This is a genomic window from Variovorax sp. Soil_C_26, assembly GCF_057657075.1.
In genome coordinates, this window is record NZ_JBDGJC010000003.1 from 541,421 (window position 1) to 558,804 (window position 17,384).

A 17,384-nucleotide genomic window follows, 5' to 3' on the forward strand; every position below is an offset into this window, starting at 1 on the left:
CGCTCGGCGGGCCTCTTCTTCAGAGCCGCGGCAGCGCCGCGAGGTAGGTTGCCACGATGATCGCGGCCGCGCGGTCGAGCTGGAGGATGTCGGCCACATCAAAAGGCTGCGGCGGATCGGCGTCGCTCGTCTGCGGCGACGGGCGCAGCTCCACCACCGCTTCGGCCGCGAGTTCGCGGTCGCTGCGCGGCCTTCCGTCTGGATGCATCACCCACTCGTCGACCTGCTCGTGGGCAAGGCTGCGGAACACCGCAACGAAGGGGATATATTTGTAGCGGTCCTCGCCCACCAGGATGGGGACAGTGAGATTGCAAAAGAACGTGGTCGACATGCAGGACCGCCGCCGTAGTCAAAAGGATTAATTGTTAATTAATGTGACCGCGACTGCCATTCTTTTTTAGCGGTGTTGCTGCACCGCAGCGTGACCTAACTCACACATTGGCACACTTTTCGTGCCGATACGGCATGAACCTTAGGCGCTTGGCGCGCCAAACCGGGGCGGACGCCGCGCCACATTGGCCCGAACCGCCTCGACCTGGTTCGGGCTGGCAATCAGCTGCTTCTGCTCGAGTGATTCGGCCAGCAGCAGCTCGGCCGGGCCGAGCGACAGCGAGGCATTGAGCAGGCGCTTGCCGGCCCGGATCGCATCGGGGCTCCTGGCGGCGATCTCTTGCGCCATCTCGCGCGCCTGCGTCAGCGGGTCCGCGGCCACCCGCGTGGCAAAGCCGACCTGCAGCGCCTCTTCGCCCGAGAAGATGCGCCCCGTGAAGGTGAGCTCGCGCACCACGTCGCTGCGCGCGAGGCCGCGCATCAGCACCATGCCGCCCATGTCGGGCACCAGGCCCCACTTGATTTCCATCACCGACAACTTCGCCTCGGGCGCGACGATGCGGATGTCGGCGCCCAGCGCCACCTGAAGGCCGCCGCCGAAAGCCACCCCGTGCACGGCGGCGATCACCGGCACCGGCACCTCGCGCCAGACCAACGCCACATGCTGAGCCGCGTTCGAGATGCCGTGGGTACGCGTCATCAGGTCGGTGCCGCCAGCGGCTTCGCCCAGCACGGCGCTGGCCGCGCCCTCCCCCATGCGCTCGAACGAGGCCATGTCCAGCCCGGCGCAGAAAGCCTTGCCCTGGCCCGAGATCACCACCGCGCGCACCGCCCGGTCGCCGCGCAGCGCTTCACCGGCCGAGATCAATGCATCGAACATCGCGGGATCGAGCGCGTTCATCTTCTCGGGGCGGGCGAGCTGCAGTTCCACCACGCCATCGGGATGGCGGGTCCATTCGATTCGGTCGGTCATGCGCGGGGTCTCCTTCGGGTTGGGGGCCAGTATCGCCCCGGCTTGCCGCTCGGCGATGATGGCGCCTGTCGCCGACCCAACACCCTTCCCATGCCCCTCGACCGCCGGATCTTTCTGCAATCGGGTGCCGCCGCCGCGGTGGCACTGTTCCAATCGGGCCGCGGCCATGCAGCGGCCGATGCCGCGGTGCTCGGCTTTACCGCGGTGCCCGCGTCGCTGCGCGATGCCGTGGTGCTGCCGCCAGAGTACGAGTGGCAGTTGCTCTATGCCTGGGGCGAGCCCACCGGCGTGGCGGGCCGGCCGATGCCCGTGTTCGCGCCCGACGGCAGCAACAGCGCGGCCGAACAAGCGCTGCAGGCCGGCATGCACCACGACGGCATGCACTTCTTTCCGCTCGCATCACCGGACCGTGCACTGCTCGTGATGAACCACGAGTACACCGACGAGCGGCTGCTCCATGCCGACGGCAACGCGGCATGGACCGCCGAGAAGGTGCGCAAATCGCTGCACGCCATGGGCGTCTCGGTCATCGAGATCGAACGCACGCGCAGCGGCTGGCGCCAGGTGCGGCCCTCGCCTTTCGCGCGGCGCATTCACGGCAACACGCCGATGCGCATCGCCGGTCCGGCGGCCGGGTCGGCGCTGATGCGCACCGCGGCCGATCCTGCAGGCAAACGGGTGCTCGGCACCTTTGCCAACTGCGCCATGGGCGCCACACCCTGGGGCACCTACCTGAGCTGCGAGGAAAACTTCCACGGCTATTTTGGCGGACCGAAAGACGCCGCGAAAGCCGTCACCACCGCACAGCGGCGCTACGGCACCGTGCCTGGCGCGCAGTGGGTGGAATACTGGCGCTTCGACGAACGCTTCGACTTGAGCCAGCATCCGAACGAGCCGCACCGCTTCGGCTGGGTGGTGGAGATCGATCCGTTCGATGCGTCGTCCACGCCCGTCAAGCGCACGGCGCTGGGGCGCAAGCGCCAGGAAAGCGCCACCTGCGCGCTCGCAGCGGACGGCCGCGCAGTGGTCTACATGGCCGACGACGCGCGCTTCGAATGCATCTACAAGTTCGTCAGCCACGCCAGGATGCAGGCGGCCGGCAGCGGCGCCGCCGCCGTCAACAGCCGCCTGCTCGACGAGGGCACGCTGTACGTGGCCCGCTTCGATGCCGACGGCCGCGGCCAGTGGATCGAACTCGTGCACGGCCGCAACGGCCTCGATGCGGCCCGCGGCTTTGCCGACCAGGCGCAGGTGCTGGTCCATGCCCGACTCGCCGCCGATGCCGTGGGCGCCACGCCGATGGACCGCCCCGAGTGGATTGCCGTGCATCCGCAAACCGGCGAGGTGTACGTCACCCTGACCCACAACAGCCATCGCGGCGCACCGGGGCAGCCCGCGACGGACGCCGCCAACCCGCGCGCGGGCAACCTTTTCGGCGGCATCCTGCGATGGCGCGAAGATGGCGCCGACGCCGGCAGCGAAGCCTTTGCCTGGGAACATTTCGCGCTGGCCGGAGACCCGGCCCAGGCCGGCAGCGGCGCGCGCTATCCCACAGCCGACGCCGATCTCTTCGGCAACCCCGACGGCCTGCACTTCGACAGCGGCGGGCTGCTCTGGATCCAGACCGACATGGGCGGGCAAATGGTGGGCAAGCCGCCGTATGTCGCGTTCGGCAACAACCAGATGCTCTGCGCCGACCCCGCGAGCGGACGGATCAAGCGCTTTCTCACCGCACCGAACGGCGCAGAGGTCACGGGCTGCGTGGTAACGCCCGATCGGCGCACCCTGTTCGTCAACATCCAGCATCCCGGCGAAGCGCGCGAGGACGGCAGCGCCATGCCGAACAGTGCCTGGCCCGACGGCACCACGCCCGGCAGCGCGCGCCCGCGCTCGGCCACGCTCGCTATCCGCCGGCGCGACGGCGGCATTGTCGGCACTTGAAGCCACACTCGAAAAGGAGACCCCGCATGAGCATCCGCATCGTCCGCCTCGGCACGCCGCGCGCCGACGGCGAAGGCCTTCGCATCGGTACCGTCCGGCGCCCACCGCGCGGCGTGCCCAAGGCCGCGTTCGCATCGCAGGACTGGTACGACGTCTGGTACCCCAATCTCGCGCCGTCCGCCGAGACCATGAAGCTCGGCCAGCAGGCCGAGACCGTAACGCAATGGAACGCCTTCACGCGCGAGTACAAGGCCGAGATGGCCGAAGCCGACGCGAGCCGCAGCCTCGACCTCCTCGCGGCGCTGTCGCACACCACGGCGTTCTCGGTGGGCTGCTACTGCGAGGACGCGTCGCGTTGCCACCGTTCGCTGTTGCGCGGCCTGCTGGCCGACCGGGGCGCCGACATCGCAGACTAACGCATGGCCGGCGGCATGGGCCAGAATAGGTCCACGGAGACAACGCCCGTCACGGGCTCCATACGCCATGCCAGCCGCCACCCCGATTTCTTCTTCCACCACCTTCCAGCCGCTCGCGGGCGTGCGCGTGCTGAGCCTCGCGCTCAATCTGCCCGGCCCCGCTGCGCTGCTGCGCTGCCGGAACATGGGCGCCACCTGCACCAAGCTCGAGCCGCCGGCCGGCGACCCGATGGCGCTCTACAACAAGACGGCCTATGCGGCGCTGCACGAAGGCGTTTCCGTCGAGGTGGCCGACCTCAAGTCCGAGGCGGGCCAGGAGCGCCTGCATGCTGCGCTTGCGCAGACCGACGTGCTGCTCACCTCGTTTCGCCCCTCGGCGCTCGGCAAGCTCAAGCTCGACCGGGCCTCGCTGCAGCAACGCTATCCGTCGCTGTCGCAGGTGGCGATCATCGGAGCGCCCGGCGCGCGCGCCGAGGAGCCGGGACACGACCTGACCTACCTCGCCGAAAGCGGCCTCGTCACCGGCACCGAGCTGCCGCCCACGCTCTACGCCGACATGGGCGGTGCGCTGCTCGCGAGCGAGGCCGTGCTGCAGGCCACGCTGCATGCGCGCTCGTCACCGGGCGCGGGCGGTCTGTACCTCGAAGTGGCGCTGAATGCCTCGGCCGACTGGCTTGCGCTGCCGCGCACCTGGGGCCTGACCCGGCCCGACGGCGCGGTGGGCGGCGCGCACGCGGGCTACCGCGTGTACCCGTGCGCCGACGGCCGCGTGGCCATTGCCGCGCTCGAGCCGCACTTCGCGGCCCGCCTCTGCGAGGTGGCCGGCGCGCCGTCTTCGCACGACATGTCGGCGCCCGCGACGCACAAAGCCATCGCGGCCTGGGTTTGCACGCGCACGCGCGCCGAACTCGACGCGATGGCGCGCGAGCGCGACGTGCCGCTGCTCACGCTGGTCGATTAGCTCAGCGGCCCGCGCGCTCGCGCTGCCGGTCTTCGCGCTTGAGCGCGAGGTAGGTGTCGAGATCGATCTCGCGCAGTTGCCGCGGGTAGCGCTGGGAGGCGACGAACCAGTGGCGCTCCCGCGCAAGCGGCTCCCCACCCGGCGGAACCGACACATGCGCATCGAGCGCAAGGAAGTAGCGCATCGCATTGCGCTCCACGAGCCCACGCGGACCCCGGATGTACTCGGGCTGGCCGTCGGCGCCCGTACCCACCACCGTGAAGCCCACCTTGTTGCGCCCAAAGGTCGACAGATAGGCCTGGGTCGCCAGGCGCACCATCATGTTCTGGTCGTAGCTGTAGCTGAAATGCAGGAAGCTGCGCTGTGCGTCGATGGCGATCGCCTCGAGCGTGACCCGGTAGTTGCTCGTCCCCAGCGGGCCCTCGGCCGCGGACATCTCGACCGACAGGTGCCCCGGCGTGGCTTCGGCGAGGCGATAGGTGAACGGCAGCTGGAATGCCTGCTCGACCGGCTTGTCGTAGCGCCGCACGACGTCGAGGGTCAGCTTTTCTCGCCCTTCACCACTGCTCGTGCGGCAGCGGCGGTTGTTGACGTGCAGCGTCAGCAGTTCGCACCAGTCCGAGGGCGATTGAAGCGCCGCCGCGATCGTGGGCAACGGATGCGCCAGCACTGCGTAGATGTCGCCCTGCAATCCGTTCGGCGTTTCCGTCGAGTCGAGCTGGATCGGCCGGCCCAGGCCGCTGTGCGCGAGGCTGGCGCCCATGCGCTGGTAGGCCGCACGCAAATCCTCCGGAGATGCGGCGCCCGCACCCGGGGCCGCGCCGAGCGCCAGGCCGAACAGGACGACGCCCGCAAGCCGGTGCCATCCTGAAGCCCGCCACGTCAACGATGTGCTCATGGGGCGACACCATACAGCGCGCGGCGCCTCGTCCGTTCAACCTGGGCCGTTCATCCCGTGCGTCGCGGCCATGCGAGCAACAACATGGCCAGCGCAAGCACCGCCGCCCCCAGCCATTGCCGCGGCGCCATCGGCTGCGCAAGGAGCAGCCCGGCCAGCAGCGCGGCCACGAGCGGCTCGACCAGCGTGCCCACCACCGCGGACGTGGGCGGCAGCCGCCGTGCACCCCATGCGAACGCCAGGTAGGCGACCGACGTGGTGACCACGCCCGTGTAGCCCACGCCGAGCCACTGCGCCGCGCCCGCCGGCCAGGTGATGCCCGCCGGCCACGCGATCGCCAGCATGCAGAGCGCGGCCACGCTCATTCCCCAGGCCGACGCGGTGACCGCCCCGAGGCGTTGCGGCATACGCGCATTGCCGAGCACCACCGCCGCGTAGCAGAAGGCCGAGCCGAATGACCATGCGAGGCCTGCCGAATAGTCCGCCGGCAGGCCATTGCGCTGCCAGCCCGCCGCCGGCGCCACGAGCAGCGCCACCCCGCCGATTGCCAGCAGCAATCCCGAGGCGAGGCGCATGCCGAAGCGCTCATGGCCGCGCAGCACCGATACCAGCGCCACGATCACGGGCGCGCAGCAGATCGAAATCACCGTGGGAAGCGCCGCGCCCAGGTGTGCGATGCCGGCGAACCAGCAGCTCACGTTCAGGGCCACCGCAGCGCCGGTCCCGGCCACCTGCCACCGCTCGCGCGGCGCCATGCTCCGCCAGGTGGGCGTTGCTGCCTCCGCGCGATGCATGTGCCAGTGCAGGCACCAGAGCAGCGGCAGGCCGAGCGCAAAGCGCGCGAGCGACAGGCTCTGCGGTGCGATGCCGCCATCGATCAGGAATTGCGCCACCAGCGCGCCGCCGCCCCAGAGCACGCCGGCCAGCAGCACGCCGCCCCAGGCCAGGACGACCGTTGTTCTTGCACTCATTGATGAAACTCTCCGTGGGGCCCGCCGCCGCGGCGTCGTGTCGACGCAGCGCCGGGAGCGGGCATGACCATCCGGCCACCGCCCGGCGTTCTTCGATCAGCGGAAGAAGGCGGACGGCAGCGACCACTTGCGGGTCTGACGGGCGCGGCGCGAGGCGCGCGCGAACGTCAGCAGCGGGTCGACGGAGGGGGAGAGTGATGCAGATTCATGAGCGGCCGATGATAGGAGCGCGACCGCGGGCCCACAAGAGAGAATGCGCCGGCATGTGCCCAGCCCTCTTTCTCCGGATTTCATGAAGCGCCAAGGTCGTCTCGTTCGCTGGGAGGCCGAACGCGGCTTCGGTTTCATCCGCAGCCCGGAGGTGTCGGCCGATGTGTTCGTGCACCTGCGCGACTTTCTCGATCGCCAGCTGAAGCCGCAGGTCGGCATGGCGGTGCGATTCGAGGAAATTCATGTCGGTGGCAAGGGGCCGCGGGCAGTGGCCGTGGAGGCTGCTGAGGCCTCGGCGAGTGGAGTGCCTCGTGCAGCGTCACGCGCACAGCCGCGCCGTCCCTCGAGTCGCAGTGCGGCGGGCACGCCGTGGGGCGCGTGGCTGATCGTGATCTATGCCGCTGCGCTGGGCGCCGCCGTGTGGCTCGGTCGCCTGCCGCTGCTCGCGCTGGCAGTCGTTGCAGGGCTGAGCGTGCTCACCTTCGTGGCCTACGCCCTCGACAAGAGCGCGGCGCGGGCCGGGCGCTGGCGCACGCAGGAAAGCACGCTGCACCTGCTCGCATTCGCAGGCGGCTGGCCGGGCGCGTGGTGCGCACAGCGGCTGCTGCGGCACAAGTCGAGCAAGGCGAGTTTCCTGTGGCGGTTCTACGCCACGGTCGCGCTGCATGGCGCGGCGCTGGGGGCATGGGTGTTCTGGCTGTCGAAGCACGCGGCCTTCGGCTGACCGCGCCTTCTTCAACGCATCAACGCACCTTGCGTGAGGGCTTGTTGACCGGCTTGCCGCCACTGCCGTTGTCGCGCGGCGGCAGGCCGGTGTGCTGCGTGAGAATGCGGCCCTTCGAGGGCTTCACCGACGTCCGCTTGACAGGCGCGAGCGCCACAGGCGCAGAGGTCGAGTTCTTGCGCCGCGCACTGGTGTAGCCACCGTCGGTCAGCGGCTGCCAGGTCGGAATGAGGTGATGCTTGCCGTTGCCGATCAGGTCAGCGCGGCCCATGGCCTTGAGCGCCTCGCGCAGCAGCGGCCAGTTGTTGGCATCGTGGTAGCGCAGGAAGGCCTTGTGCAGGCGGCGCCGCTTGTCGCCGCGCACGATGTCCACCGTCTCGCTCACGCGCGTGACTTTGCGCAGCGGGTTCTTGTTGGTGTGGTACATCGTCGTGGCCGTGGCCATCGGGCTCGGGTAGAAGGTCTGCACCTGGTCGGCGCGAAACCCGTTCTTCTTGAGCCAGATCGCGAGGTTCATCATGTCCTCGTCGCTCGTGCCCGGGTGCGCAGCAATGAAGTACGGAATGAGGTACTGCTTCTTGCCCGCCTCGGCCGAGTACTTCTCGAACATCTGCTTGAACTTGTCGTAGCTGCCGATGCCCGGCTTCATCATCTTGGTGAGCGGGCCCTGCTCGGTGTGCTCGGGCGCGATCTTCAGGTAGCCGCCGACGTGGTGCTGCACCAGTTCCTTCACGTACTCGGGCGACTGCACGGCCAGGTCGTAGCGCAGGCCCGAGCCGATCAGGATCTTCTTGATGCCCTTGAGCGCACGCGCACGGCGGTAGATCTTGATCAGCGGATCGTGGTTGGTGTTGAGGTTTGGGCAGATGCCCGGGTACACGCAGCTGGGCTTGCGGCAGGCCGACTCGATCTCCGGCGACTTGCAGCCGATGCGGTACATGTTGGCCGTCGGGCCGCCGAGGTCGGAGATGGTGCCGGTGAAGCCCTTGACCGAATCGCGGATGGCCTCGACCTCCTTGATGATCGAGTCTTCCGAGCGGCTCTGGATGATGCGGCCCTCGTGCTCGGTGATCGAGCAGAAGGTGCAGCCGCCGAAGCAGCCGCGCATGATGTTCACGCTGAAGCGGATCATCTCCCAGGCGGGGATCTTGGTCGCGCCGTCGTGGCTGCCGTTCTCGTCGGCATAGCGCGGATGCGGGCTGCGCGCGTACGGCAGGTCGAACACGTGGTCCATCTCGGCCGTGGTGAGCGGGATCGGCGGCGGGTTGATCCACACGTCGCGCGCCGTGGCGCCCTCGCCGTGGGCCTGCACCAGCGCGCGCGCATTGCCGGGGTTGGTCTCGAGGTGCAGCACGCGGTTGGCGTGGGCATAGAGCACCGGGTCGGCGCGCACCTGCTCGTACGACGGCAGGCGGATCACGCTGCGGTCGCGCGGCGGCACCTTGAGCTTGGCGCGCTGCGCCAGGGCAGGGTTCGGCACGAAGGTCAGCGGCTTGATCGCGGGGTTGACCACGGCGGCGCCCGCCTCGGCCGCGCGTGCCACGGCCTCGGCCTCGTCTTCCTTCGCGCAGGTGGCGCCGTTGGCCTTGGCCTGCTCCGACACCATCAGGTACGGGTTGACGTGCGCCTCGACGCGGCCGGGTTCGTCCACGCTGGTGGAGTCGATCTCGAACCATCCCTCGGGCGTCTCGCGCCGCACATAGGCGGTGCCGCGGACGTCGGTGATCTGTTGCACCGGCTCCTTGGCGGCCAGGCGGTGCGCGATCTCGACGATGGCCCGCTCCGCGTTGCCGTACAGCAGCAGGTCGCACTTGGCGTCGACGACGATGGAGCGGCGCACCTTGTCCGACCAGTAGTCGTAGTGGGCGATGCGTCGCAGCGAGCCTTCGATGCCGCCCAGGACGATCGGCACGTCGTTCCAGGCTTCCTTGCAGCGCTGCGAATACACGATCGCCGCGCGGTCGGGCCGGGCACCGCCGACGTCGCCGGGCGTGTAGGCATCGTCGCTGCGGATCTTCCGGTCGGCCGTGTAGCGGTTGATCATCGAATCCATGTTGCCGGCGGTCACGCCGAAGAACAGGTTCGGCTTGCCGAGCGCCTTGAACGGCTCGGCGCTCTGCCAGTCGGGCTGCGCGATGATGCCTACGCGGAAGCCCTGCGCCTCGAGCATGCGGCCGATCACGGCCATGCCGAAGCTCGGATGGTCGACATAGGCGTCGCCGGTCACCACGATGATGTCGCAGCTGTCCCAGCCGAGCGCGTCCATCTCCTTGCGCGTGGTCGGCAGGAACTTGGCCGTACCGAAACGCGCGGCCCAGTACTTTCGGTAGCTGGTCAGCGGCTTGGCGGCACGCGCGAAAAAGGAGACGTCGACGGGGGCGTTCATCGTGGGGAAGTGGGCGGCGCGCGGCTCGGGTCGGCCGGCGCCGCAATGGGCAACCGGTGATTTTAGGGTTTTCCATCACATCTGTCGCGCTGCGCGCGCTTGGCGCAATGTCAGCAAGGCCATTCAATCGATTGCCAAAGTCAAATATCAACATGACAATGGCAAACATGATGGCATCTGCGTCCACCCCCGACCCCGCCGCCGTCAAGGCGATCCGGCGCTTCAACCGCTTCTACACGGGCCGCATCGGCGTGCTCGATCCGTACCTTGGCAGCGACATGTCGCTGACCGATGTGCGCGTGCTCTACGAACTCGCGCACCGCGAGACGCCCGTGGCGAGCGAGATCGGGCGCGACCTTCGCCTCGACGCGGGCTACCTGAGCCGCATCCTGCGCCGCTTCGAGGCATCGGGCTGGCTGGTGCGCGAACGCCACGCGCGCGATGCGCGCCAGAGCGTGCTGCGCCTCACCGAGGCTGGCCATGCGGCCTTCGCGCCACTGCAGCAGAAGTCGCGCGACGAGGCCGCCGCCCTGCTCGCGCCGCTGCCGCCGCCCGAACGGCAGCAGGTGGTAGAGGCCATGGCGCGCATCGAGCGCCTGCTCGATCCGGGCCACAGTGCGCCGGTCCGCACCCGTACCGTCGTGCTGCGCGATCCGCAGCCCGGCGACATGGGCTGGGTGGTGCAGCAGCACGGCGAGCTGTACGCGCGCGAGTACGGCTGGAACACCACATTCGAGGCGCTGGTCGCCGAGGTCGTGGCGCAGTTCGTGCGCAAGTTCCAGCCCGAGGGGGAGAAATGCTGGATCGCCGAGCTCGACGGCGAGCGCGTGGGCGCGGTGTTCGTGGTGCGCAAGTCGGCCCTCACCGCGCAATTGCGCCTGCTGCTGCTGGCACCGTCGGCGCGTGGCCTCGGGCTTGGTGGGCGCCTGACCGACGAATGCATCGCCTTCGCTCGTTCGAAGGGCTATCGCAGGATGGTGCTCTGGACCAACAGCTGCCTAGCTGCCGCACGTGCGATCTACGCCAAGCGCGGCTTCAAGCTCGACAAGGCCGAGCCTTACGAAGGCTTCGGGCAGCAGCTCGTGGGCGAGACCTGGTCGCTCAGGCTGTCGTCGTAGCGCGGCGCCTGCGCAGCCACAGCAACCTCGACACCGGCACGAGCCACACCAGCACCACCACGACGGCCAGCGAGGCCGCGATCGGGCGCGACACGAAGCCGACGAGCTGCCCGTCGGACTTGATCATCGAGGTGATGAAGTTCTCCTCGAGCATGCCGCCGAGCACCACGCCGAGGATCGCCGGCGCGACGGGAAAGCCGTTTTCCTCGAGCAAGTAGGCCACGATGCCCGCCACCAGCATCACGCCGACGTCGAACAGCGAGTTGTTGATCGCGAACGCGCCGACGATGCAGAAAAGCAGGATCAGCGGCATCAGCACGTTGCGCGGCACCCGCAGGATCCGCTTGGCCACCTTGATGCACAGAACGCCGAGCGGAATCATGATGAGGTTGGCGATGATGAACAGCAGGAACACCGCGTAGATGTTCTGCGGATTGGTCGTGAACAGCGTCGGTCCCGGGTTGAGGTTCTTCATGTAGAGCACGCCGATCACGATGGCGGTGATCGAGTCGCCCGGGATGCCGAACACCAGCGCCGGGATCCACGCGCCCGCGAGCGCGCTGTTGTTGGCCGCACCCGATTCGACGATGCCCTCCACGTGGCCGGTGCCGAACTTCTCGGGTTCCTTCGAGAACTTCTTGCTCGTGGCGTACGACATCCATGCCGCGATGTCGGCCCCCGCGCCCGGCAGCGAGCCCACCGCGGTACCGAGCACGCTGCCGCGCAGGATCTGCACCGGGTACTTCTTCGCCAGCGCCCACTGGCCCGCAAGCACGCGGCCCACCTTGTCGACCATGATCTCGCCCGGTGGCCGCGTGTCGACAGCGAAGCGGATCACTTCCGACACGGCGAACATGCCGATCATCATCGGGATCATGCCGATACCGCCGGTCATCTCGGCATTGCCGAAGGTGAAGCGCGGAAAGCCCGCGGGATTGCCGAGCCCCACGCAGGCCACGAGCAAGCCCAGCAGCAGCGTGACCATGCCCTTGAGAGGCCGGTCGGAGGTGATGAACACCGCGCAGGTCAGGCCCAGCAGCACGAGCCAGAAGTACTCGAACGAACTGAAGTTGAGCGCGAAATCGGCGAGCGCCGGTGCAGCGACGATCAGCACCACGGTGCCGAAGAGCCCGCCCACGGCCGAAAAAACCAGCCCCGCACCGAGCGCGGTCTCGGCCATGCCCTTGCGCGTCATCGCGAAGGCCTCGTCGGTGTAGGCCGCCGAAGCCGGCGTGCCCGGAATGCGCAACAGACAGCCCGGTATGTCGCCCGAGAAGATCGCCATCGCGGTGGCCGTCACCATGGCCGCGATCGCGGGGATCGGCTGCATGAAGAAGGTCACGGGCACCAGCAGCGCGACGGCCATGGTGGCCGACAGTCCCGGCACCGCGCCGACGAAGAGGCCATAGAGCGCCGCCAGCACCATCACGAGGAGCGTATAGGGCTCGAACACCATCGAGAAAGCCTGCAAGAGGGCTGCCGACATGGAGGTTGCTTTCGGTGGTTACCAGGCGATGGGCATCAGCACGCCCCAGGGCAGAGGAACGCGCAGCAGCTTGTAGAACACGGTGTGGATCACGAGCGCCGCGACGACGGCGATCAGCAGCGCACGCGCTGGCGGCACCCGCATGACCAGCATCAACGCGAGCAGCAGGATCGCGGCGATCGGCAGGAAGCCGACGCGCTCGGACAGCAGCATGTAGAACAGCACGGCGCCGATGACCAGCGCCACCGCGAGCACATGGCGCGGCGAGGCCGTCCAGGCGCCGAGCCGCACCCAGGCGACGGTTCGGCGCTCGCGCCAGCCCTTCGCCAGCAGAAGCACACCGCAGACGCACAGCCCCGCGGCGATCAGCCCCGGAAAGAGCGCGGGCCCGAACTGCTGGCCCGCCATGCCGGGAAAGCCCCGCACCACAGCGAGCACCAGCCCGCCGAGCACGAGCAGGACCAGTCCGAAGACGGCATCGTTGAACTTCATCGCGCCAGGGCCCCCGTGCCCGGCGCGGCCACGCTGCGCAGGGCGCTCACTTGACGATGCCCACTGCCTTCATCGTCGCGCCGAGTTCGGCATCGGATTTCGCCATGTAGGCGGCAAACTCGTCGGGCCCGGCATAGATCACGCCGAAGCCGCGCGAGGCCATGAAGTCGGTGTAGTCCTTGCTGGCCACCACCTTCTTGAGCGCGGCCGCGAGCTTGTCGCGCACGTCGTTGGGCAGGCCCTTGGGCGCGACGATGCCGCGCCACGCCGCCATCGACCAGTCGCTGCCGATGGCCGACTTGAGTGTGGGCACGTTGGGGTACAGCGCCGAGGGCTTGTCGCTCATGATCGCGAGGCTCTTGACCTTGCCGGCATCGATCAGCGAACGCGCCTCGGGCAGCGACACCGGTGCGATCGCGACGCCGCCCGCCACCACGTCCTGCAGGCCCGGCGCGGCGCCGTTGCTCGGCACCCAGGGCACCGCCGCGGGGTCGATCTTCTGGTCGCGCAGCAGCCCCGCGATCGCGAGGTGCCAGATGCCGCCCTGCCCCGTGCCCGAGGCTTTCAGCTTGCCCGGGTTCGCCTTGATGGCGGTGAGCAGGTCGGCCACCGTCTTGTATGGCGCATCGGCACCGACCTGGATGCCGGCGGGGTCGAGGTTGGCCAGGCCGATGGGCGTGTACGAGGCGCTCGTCAGCTGCGTGAGGCCCTGCCAATGCATCATGCCGATCTCGACCGTGGCCATGCCGATGGTGTAGCCGTCGGGGGCTGCCGCGGCGATGGCCGCATGGCCCACCACGCCGTTGCCGCCGGTGCGGTTCACCACCGTGAACGGCTGGCCGAGCTCCTTTTCAAGCAGGCTCGCGATGATGCGCGCCGTGGCATCGGTGCCGCCGCCCGCGCCCCAGGGCACGATCAGCGTGACCGGGCGGCTCGGGTAGGCCTGGGCGGCCGCGGGGGCCGCCGCGGCAAACAGGGCGAGCCCCGCGGCGACGCCGGCGGCATGGGTCACGAAGGAGCGTCGGGAGAAGAAACGGGCTGGACGGGCACGCATGGCGGTTGTCTCCTGTCGAGGTCATTGGTATGACGATTGAACGGAAACCGGTTTTCTCACGTTTCGCCCGCCGGAGACATTAGGGTCAACCATCCCTTGTGCGCACCAGGCCGGGCCGCTTGACGCGTTCGACGCCTGGCTCGCAGAAGTCGAAAGTGGTCACGCCGTTGACCGTGGCATCGCTGCGCAGCGTCTCGGGGTGCGCGAGTGTGCGGCGCATGTCGCGCACGCCGGCCTCCCAGTGCTCCTCGACCGCGGCGCGCGAGAACTCGTAGTCCTTCGACTCGCGCTCGTAGGGCTTGTCGCGGTAGATCAGGTGGAAGATGTCGATCGGCTCGTGCGTGAGCCCGGCCTGCACCGCGCGCACGGAGGGATCGTCGCGCAGGTGCGCAGGCAGCCTGGCGATCAGGTCCGCGATCGCCTGCTGCAGGTTCACGTTGGCCGCCAGTGCGTCGGTGTTCAGCCGGGTGCGGCTGGAGTAGGTGATGTCCTTCTGCCGCTCCAGCACGCCCGAAAGCGTTCGCGGTATTTCGCCGCGCGCGCTGAACAGGTCGACCTGCAGCACCACCAGCGGCTCGGAGCGCGGATGCACGTCGAGCACGTACTGCAGCGGGGTGTTCGAGACGATGCCACCGTCCCAGTAGTGCTCGCCGTCGATGCACACCGGCGCGAAGCCCGGCGGCAGCGCACCGCTCGCCATGATGTGCTCGGGACCGATGCGGTGGCGCGTGTTGTCGAAGTAGACCGAGTTGCCGGTGCGCACGTCGACCGCGCCCACGCTGAAGCGCGCTTCGCGCGCGTTGATGCGGTCGAAGTCCACCAGGCGCTCGAGCGTTTGCCGCAGCGGCGCGGTGTCGTAGTAGCTCAGCAGCGGCGCCGCGGCGCCCAGCAGCAGAGAAGGCGAATAGCGCGGTTCGAAGAAGCCGGGAATGCCCACCAGCACGGCCATCGCCGCGCTCCACTGGTTCTGCGTGGCGCGGTCGCCGAGCCACGGCGGCAGGCGCTGCGCGGGACCGGACGCCACCAGGTGCCAGAACTCGCGCAGCCGCTCGACGCGGCGGCCCGGCGCATTGCCGGCAATCAGCGCCGCGTTGATGGCGCCGATCGAGACGCCGGCGATCCAGTGCGGCTGCAGGTCGGTCTCGCTCAGCGCGGCATACACGCCGGCCTGGTAGGCGCCGAGCGCGCCGCCGCCCTGCAACACCAGTGCCTTGCGCGCGGCGCGCATGTCCTCGCGGCGGCCGCGGAACGGATCGATGACGGGCTGGCGAGCGGTGGTGCGGGGCTTCGGCTTGCGGGGGGTCATGCGGTGCATTGGACACCAGCGCCGGCGCCGCAGCCGAGCCTTGCGGGCGCTGCTACATCTTGGGCAGCATCTGCCCGCGGATCTCGCCGGCCGGGTTGGCGGCGGTGTGGATGTTGGCGTACCACTTGCCCGCGATCAGGTCGGCGGCCTGCGCCGGCGTGAGCGTGGCCTGGCCCTCGATCGGGCTGGCCGCATTGGCAAAGGGCAGCACCACGCCGGCGTTGGCGCCGGCGGTGGCCGGTCCGTGGAAGTGCGCTGCGGTGGCCGGCCCGCTGAGGCCGGTGTAGGTGATCTTGTATTTCAGGACGTTGGTGTCCCGGTTGAGCCAGGCCTCGGCCAGGCCGCTGCCGCGCGTCATGTTGGGCGGCACTTCGCTGGCGGCATTCATCGTGCCGCTGAAGCTCGCGACGTTCGACCGCGACATCATTCCGCAGCCCGCCAAGGCGGCACTGGCCACGCCGGCAACGAGGGTCGCGCGCAAAAGGGTGCCATATCGGTTCATGTGTCGATCTCCTGGAATGATGAAAACCGCTACAGCATAGGCAGCGCCGCCACGAGCGCATGTCGGCCACCACCGCGACTTTTTCAACCGAAGGAGAATGCGGCCATGAACCCTTCTGCCTCCCTCCCCTCGGCCCGCGACATCGTCGACTTCTGGCGCGATGCGGGGCCCGAACGCTGGTTCGCCAAGGATGCGGCCTTCGATGCCGCATTCCGCGAACGCTTCCTCGCCGCCCATGAAGCGGCCGCCGCCGGGCAGCTCGACGGCTGGCTGCACGATGCCGAAGGCGCGCTCGCGCTGCTGGTGCTGCTCGACCAGTTTCCGCGCAACACCTGGCGCGGCGAGGCGCGCATGGTGGCCACCGACGACAAGGCGCTCGACGTCGCGCGTCGGGCCATCGACGACGGCTTCGATCGCGCGGTCGACGACGCGCTCAGGCGCTTCTTCTATCTGCCGTTCATGCATTCGGAGTCGCCCGCGGACCAGGCGCGCTCGGTCGAGCTCAATGCCGCCCTCGATGCGAACACGCAGCGCTTCGCGGTGCTGCACCGCGACATCATCGAGCGCTTCGGCCGCTTTCCGCACCGCAACCGCATGCTCGGGCGCGAAAGCACGCCCGAAGAGCAGCGCTTCCTCGACGAAGGCGGCTTCGCAGGTTAGGTGCCCGAGCGGCTCGGCGACGCGCTGGCAGGCGCGTCGGCCTTGTCGTGGCGGCGCGATCCGTAGGTCTTGGCATAGACCCAGGTGAACTCTGCCCCGAGCAGGAAGATCTGCGCCGAGTAATACACCCACACCAGCACCACCACCAGCGAACCCGCCGCGCCGTAGCCCGAGGCGACGCTGCTCTTGCCGATGTAGAGGCCGATGAGGTGCTTGCCGATCGTGAACAGCATCGCCGTGGCCGCGGCCCCAATCCAGACGTCACGCCACTGCACTTTCGCCCGCGGCATGATCTTGTAGATCATCGCGAAGATCACCGTGACCATCGCGAAACTGAAGGCGAAGTTCACTGCCTGCGCCAGCGTGGCCCAGGCGCCGAACACCGGCGACCACCACTTGCTCAGCGCAGCCAGCGCCGCGCTCGCGACCAGCGACACGATGAGCAGGAAGCCGATGCCCATGATCATGCTGAACGACAGCAGCCGCACGCGCACCAGGTTGAACAGACCCGAGCTCTTGGCGCGCGCGGGCGCACGCCAGATGCGGTCGAGCGCGTCCTGCAGTTCGCCGAACACGGTGGTCGCGCCGACCACCAGCAGGCCGATGCCCAGCACGGTGGCCACCACGCCTTCGGTCGGCTTGTTCACGGCCTGCAGCATGCCCTGCACCGCGGCAGCGCCCTGCTCGCCCATGAGCCCCGCGAGCTGCGCGAAGATCTCGCCGCGCGCGGCCTCCTCGCCGAACACCAGTCCTGCCACCGAAATGACGATCAGGAGCAGCGGCGCTATTGAGAACACGGTGTAGTAGGCGAGCGCGGCGCCCATGCTCGGCGCATAGTCGTTCGACCACGACGCGAAGGCCTGCTTGCAAAGATCGAAAAGTGCGCGGATTGGCATCATCTTGGTGATTCTCCCTGGGTGAGTTGTCGACGCCTGTCAGTCCGCTCCCCAGCAGCC

Annotated in this window: 17 protein-coding genes; 6 read left to right on the plus strand and 11 right to left on the minus strand. The window is 68.9% G+C overall.

Translation table 11 applies throughout. The features are described 5' to 3' along the window. Positions 1–19: 19 nt before the first annotated feature. Positions 20–331 (minus strand): hypothetical protein, encoded by a 312-nt coding sequence (locus AC3A6G_RS12010; RefSeq protein ID WP_487858856.1) that lies wholly within the window; start codon positions 329–331, stop codon positions 20–22. A gap of 141 nt (positions 332–472) precedes the next feature. After that, positions 473–1,303, minus strand: a complete 831-nt coding sequence (locus tag AC3A6G_RS12015; RefSeq protein ID WP_487873692.1) for a crotonase/enoyl-CoA hydratase family protein — start codon at positions 1,301–1,303, stop codon at positions 473–475. 90 nt (positions 1,304–1,393) lie between these two features. On the opposite strand from AC3A6G_RS12015, the gene AC3A6G_RS12020 reads away from it, so the two are divergent. The 3 genes from AC3A6G_RS12020 (at position 1,394) to AC3A6G_RS12030 (ending at position 4,621) form a co-directional block, all read left to right on the plus strand. Beyond that, positions 1,394–3,244: a PhoX family protein gene (locus AC3A6G_RS12020; protein WP_487873693.1), complete on the plus strand. Its 1,851-nt coding sequence runs from the start codon at positions 1,394–1,396 to the stop codon at positions 3,242–3,244. Positions 3,245–3,270: 26 nt separating this feature from the next. Next, on the plus strand, positions 3,271–3,660 hold the full coding sequence (locus AC3A6G_RS12025) for a DUF488 domain-containing protein (protein WP_487863749.1): 390 nt from the start codon (positions 3,271–3,273) through the stop codon (positions 3,658–3,660). Positions 3,661–3,727: 67 nt separating this feature from the next. After that, the gene (locus AC3A6G_RS12030) at positions 3,728–4,621 is read left to right on the plus strand and encodes a CoA transferase (RefSeq protein WP_487863748.1); all 894 of its coding nucleotides are present in this window, start codon (positions 3,728–3,730) and stop codon (positions 4,619–4,621) included. A gap of 1 nt (position 4,622) precedes the next feature. Here AC3A6G_RS12030 and AC3A6G_RS12035 read toward each other — a convergent pair whose 3' ends face one another. Further along, positions 4,623–5,519 carry a hypothetical protein gene (locus tag AC3A6G_RS12035; protein ID WP_487858851.1) on the minus strand — a complete coding sequence of 299 codons (897 nt, stop codon included), beginning with the start codon at positions 5,517–5,519 and terminating at the stop codon, positions 4,623–4,625. A gap of 50 nt (positions 5,520–5,569) precedes the next feature. Then, positions 5,570–6,490, minus strand: a complete 921-nt coding sequence (locus tag AC3A6G_RS12040) for a DMT family transporter (RefSeq protein WP_487863747.1) — start codon at positions 6,488–6,490, stop codon at positions 5,570–5,572. A gap of 292 nt (positions 6,491–6,782) precedes the next feature. Between AC3A6G_RS12040 and AC3A6G_RS12045 the strand changes: the two genes are divergently transcribed. Further along, positions 6,783–7,424, plus strand: a complete 642-nt coding sequence (locus tag AC3A6G_RS12045; RefSeq protein WP_487858849.1) for a DUF1294 domain-containing protein — start codon at positions 6,783–6,785, stop codon at positions 7,422–7,424. Positions 7,425–7,443: 19 nt separating this feature from the next. Here AC3A6G_RS12045 and AC3A6G_RS12050 read toward each other — a convergent pair whose 3' ends face one another. After that, on the minus strand, positions 7,444–9,810 hold the full coding sequence (locus AC3A6G_RS12050) for a YgiQ family radical SAM protein (protein ID WP_487863746.1): 2,367 nt from the start codon (positions 9,808–9,810) through the stop codon (positions 7,444–7,446). 167 nt (positions 9,811–9,977) lie between these two features. Here AC3A6G_RS12050 and AC3A6G_RS12055 point away from each other — a divergent pair, with 167 nt between their 5' ends. Next, positions 9,978–10,928, plus strand: a complete 951-nt coding sequence (locus AC3A6G_RS12055) for a bifunctional helix-turn-helix transcriptional regulator/GNAT family N-acetyltransferase (protein ID WP_487873694.1) — start codon at positions 9,978–9,980, stop codon at positions 10,926–10,928. On the opposite strand, the gene AC3A6G_RS12060 is transcribed toward AC3A6G_RS12055, so the two are convergent. From AC3A6G_RS12060 to AC3A6G_RS12080, 5 genes are all read right to left on the minus strand, one after another. Then, positions 10,912–12,414, minus strand: coding sequence for a tripartite tricarboxylate transporter permease (locus AC3A6G_RS12060; protein ID WP_487858846.1), 1,503 nt, complete (start codon positions 12,412–12,414; stop codon positions 10,912–10,914). The genes AC3A6G_RS12055 and AC3A6G_RS12060 overlap by 17 nt on opposite strands. 18 nt (positions 12,415–12,432) lie before the next feature. Beyond that, the gene (locus AC3A6G_RS12065) at positions 12,433–12,906 is read right to left on the minus strand and encodes a tripartite tricarboxylate transporter TctB family protein (protein WP_487873695.1); all 474 of its coding nucleotides are present in this window, start codon (positions 12,904–12,906) and stop codon (positions 12,433–12,435) included. Between the two features lie 46 nt (positions 12,907–12,952). After that, positions 12,953–13,960, minus strand: coding sequence for a tripartite tricarboxylate transporter substrate binding protein (locus tag AC3A6G_RS12070; RefSeq protein ID WP_487873696.1), 1,008 nt, complete (start codon positions 13,958–13,960; stop codon positions 12,953–12,955). An 85-nt stretch (positions 13,961–14,045) separates the two neighbouring features. Then, complete coding sequence (locus AC3A6G_RS12075) at positions 14,046–15,188, minus strand: patatin-like phospholipase family protein (RefSeq protein WP_487873770.1); 1,143 nt, start codon at positions 15,186–15,188, stop codon at positions 14,046–14,048. A 130-nt stretch (positions 15,189–15,318) separates the two neighbouring features. Beyond that, positions 15,319–15,768 (minus strand): CHRD domain-containing protein, encoded by a 450-nt coding sequence (locus tag AC3A6G_RS12080; protein ID WP_487858842.1) that lies wholly within the window; start codon positions 15,766–15,768, stop codon positions 15,319–15,321. A 105-nt stretch (positions 15,769–15,873) separates the two neighbouring features. On the opposite strand from AC3A6G_RS12080, the gene AC3A6G_RS12085 reads away from it, so the two are divergent. Then, positions 15,874–16,428 (plus strand): DUF924 family protein, encoded by a 555-nt coding sequence (locus AC3A6G_RS12085; RefSeq protein ID WP_487863742.1) that lies wholly within the window; start codon positions 15,874–15,876, stop codon positions 16,426–16,428. Here the strand turns inward: AC3A6G_RS12085 and AC3A6G_RS12090 are convergent. Continuing rightward, a complete protein-coding gene (locus tag AC3A6G_RS12090) occupies positions 16,425–17,324 on the minus strand; it encodes a YihY/virulence factor BrkB family protein (RefSeq protein ID WP_487873771.1) in 900 nt (299 codons plus the stop codon). The two genes, AC3A6G_RS12085 and AC3A6G_RS12090, sit on opposite strands and share 4 nt — an antisense overlap. Positions 17,325–17,384 lie beyond the last annotated feature (60 nt).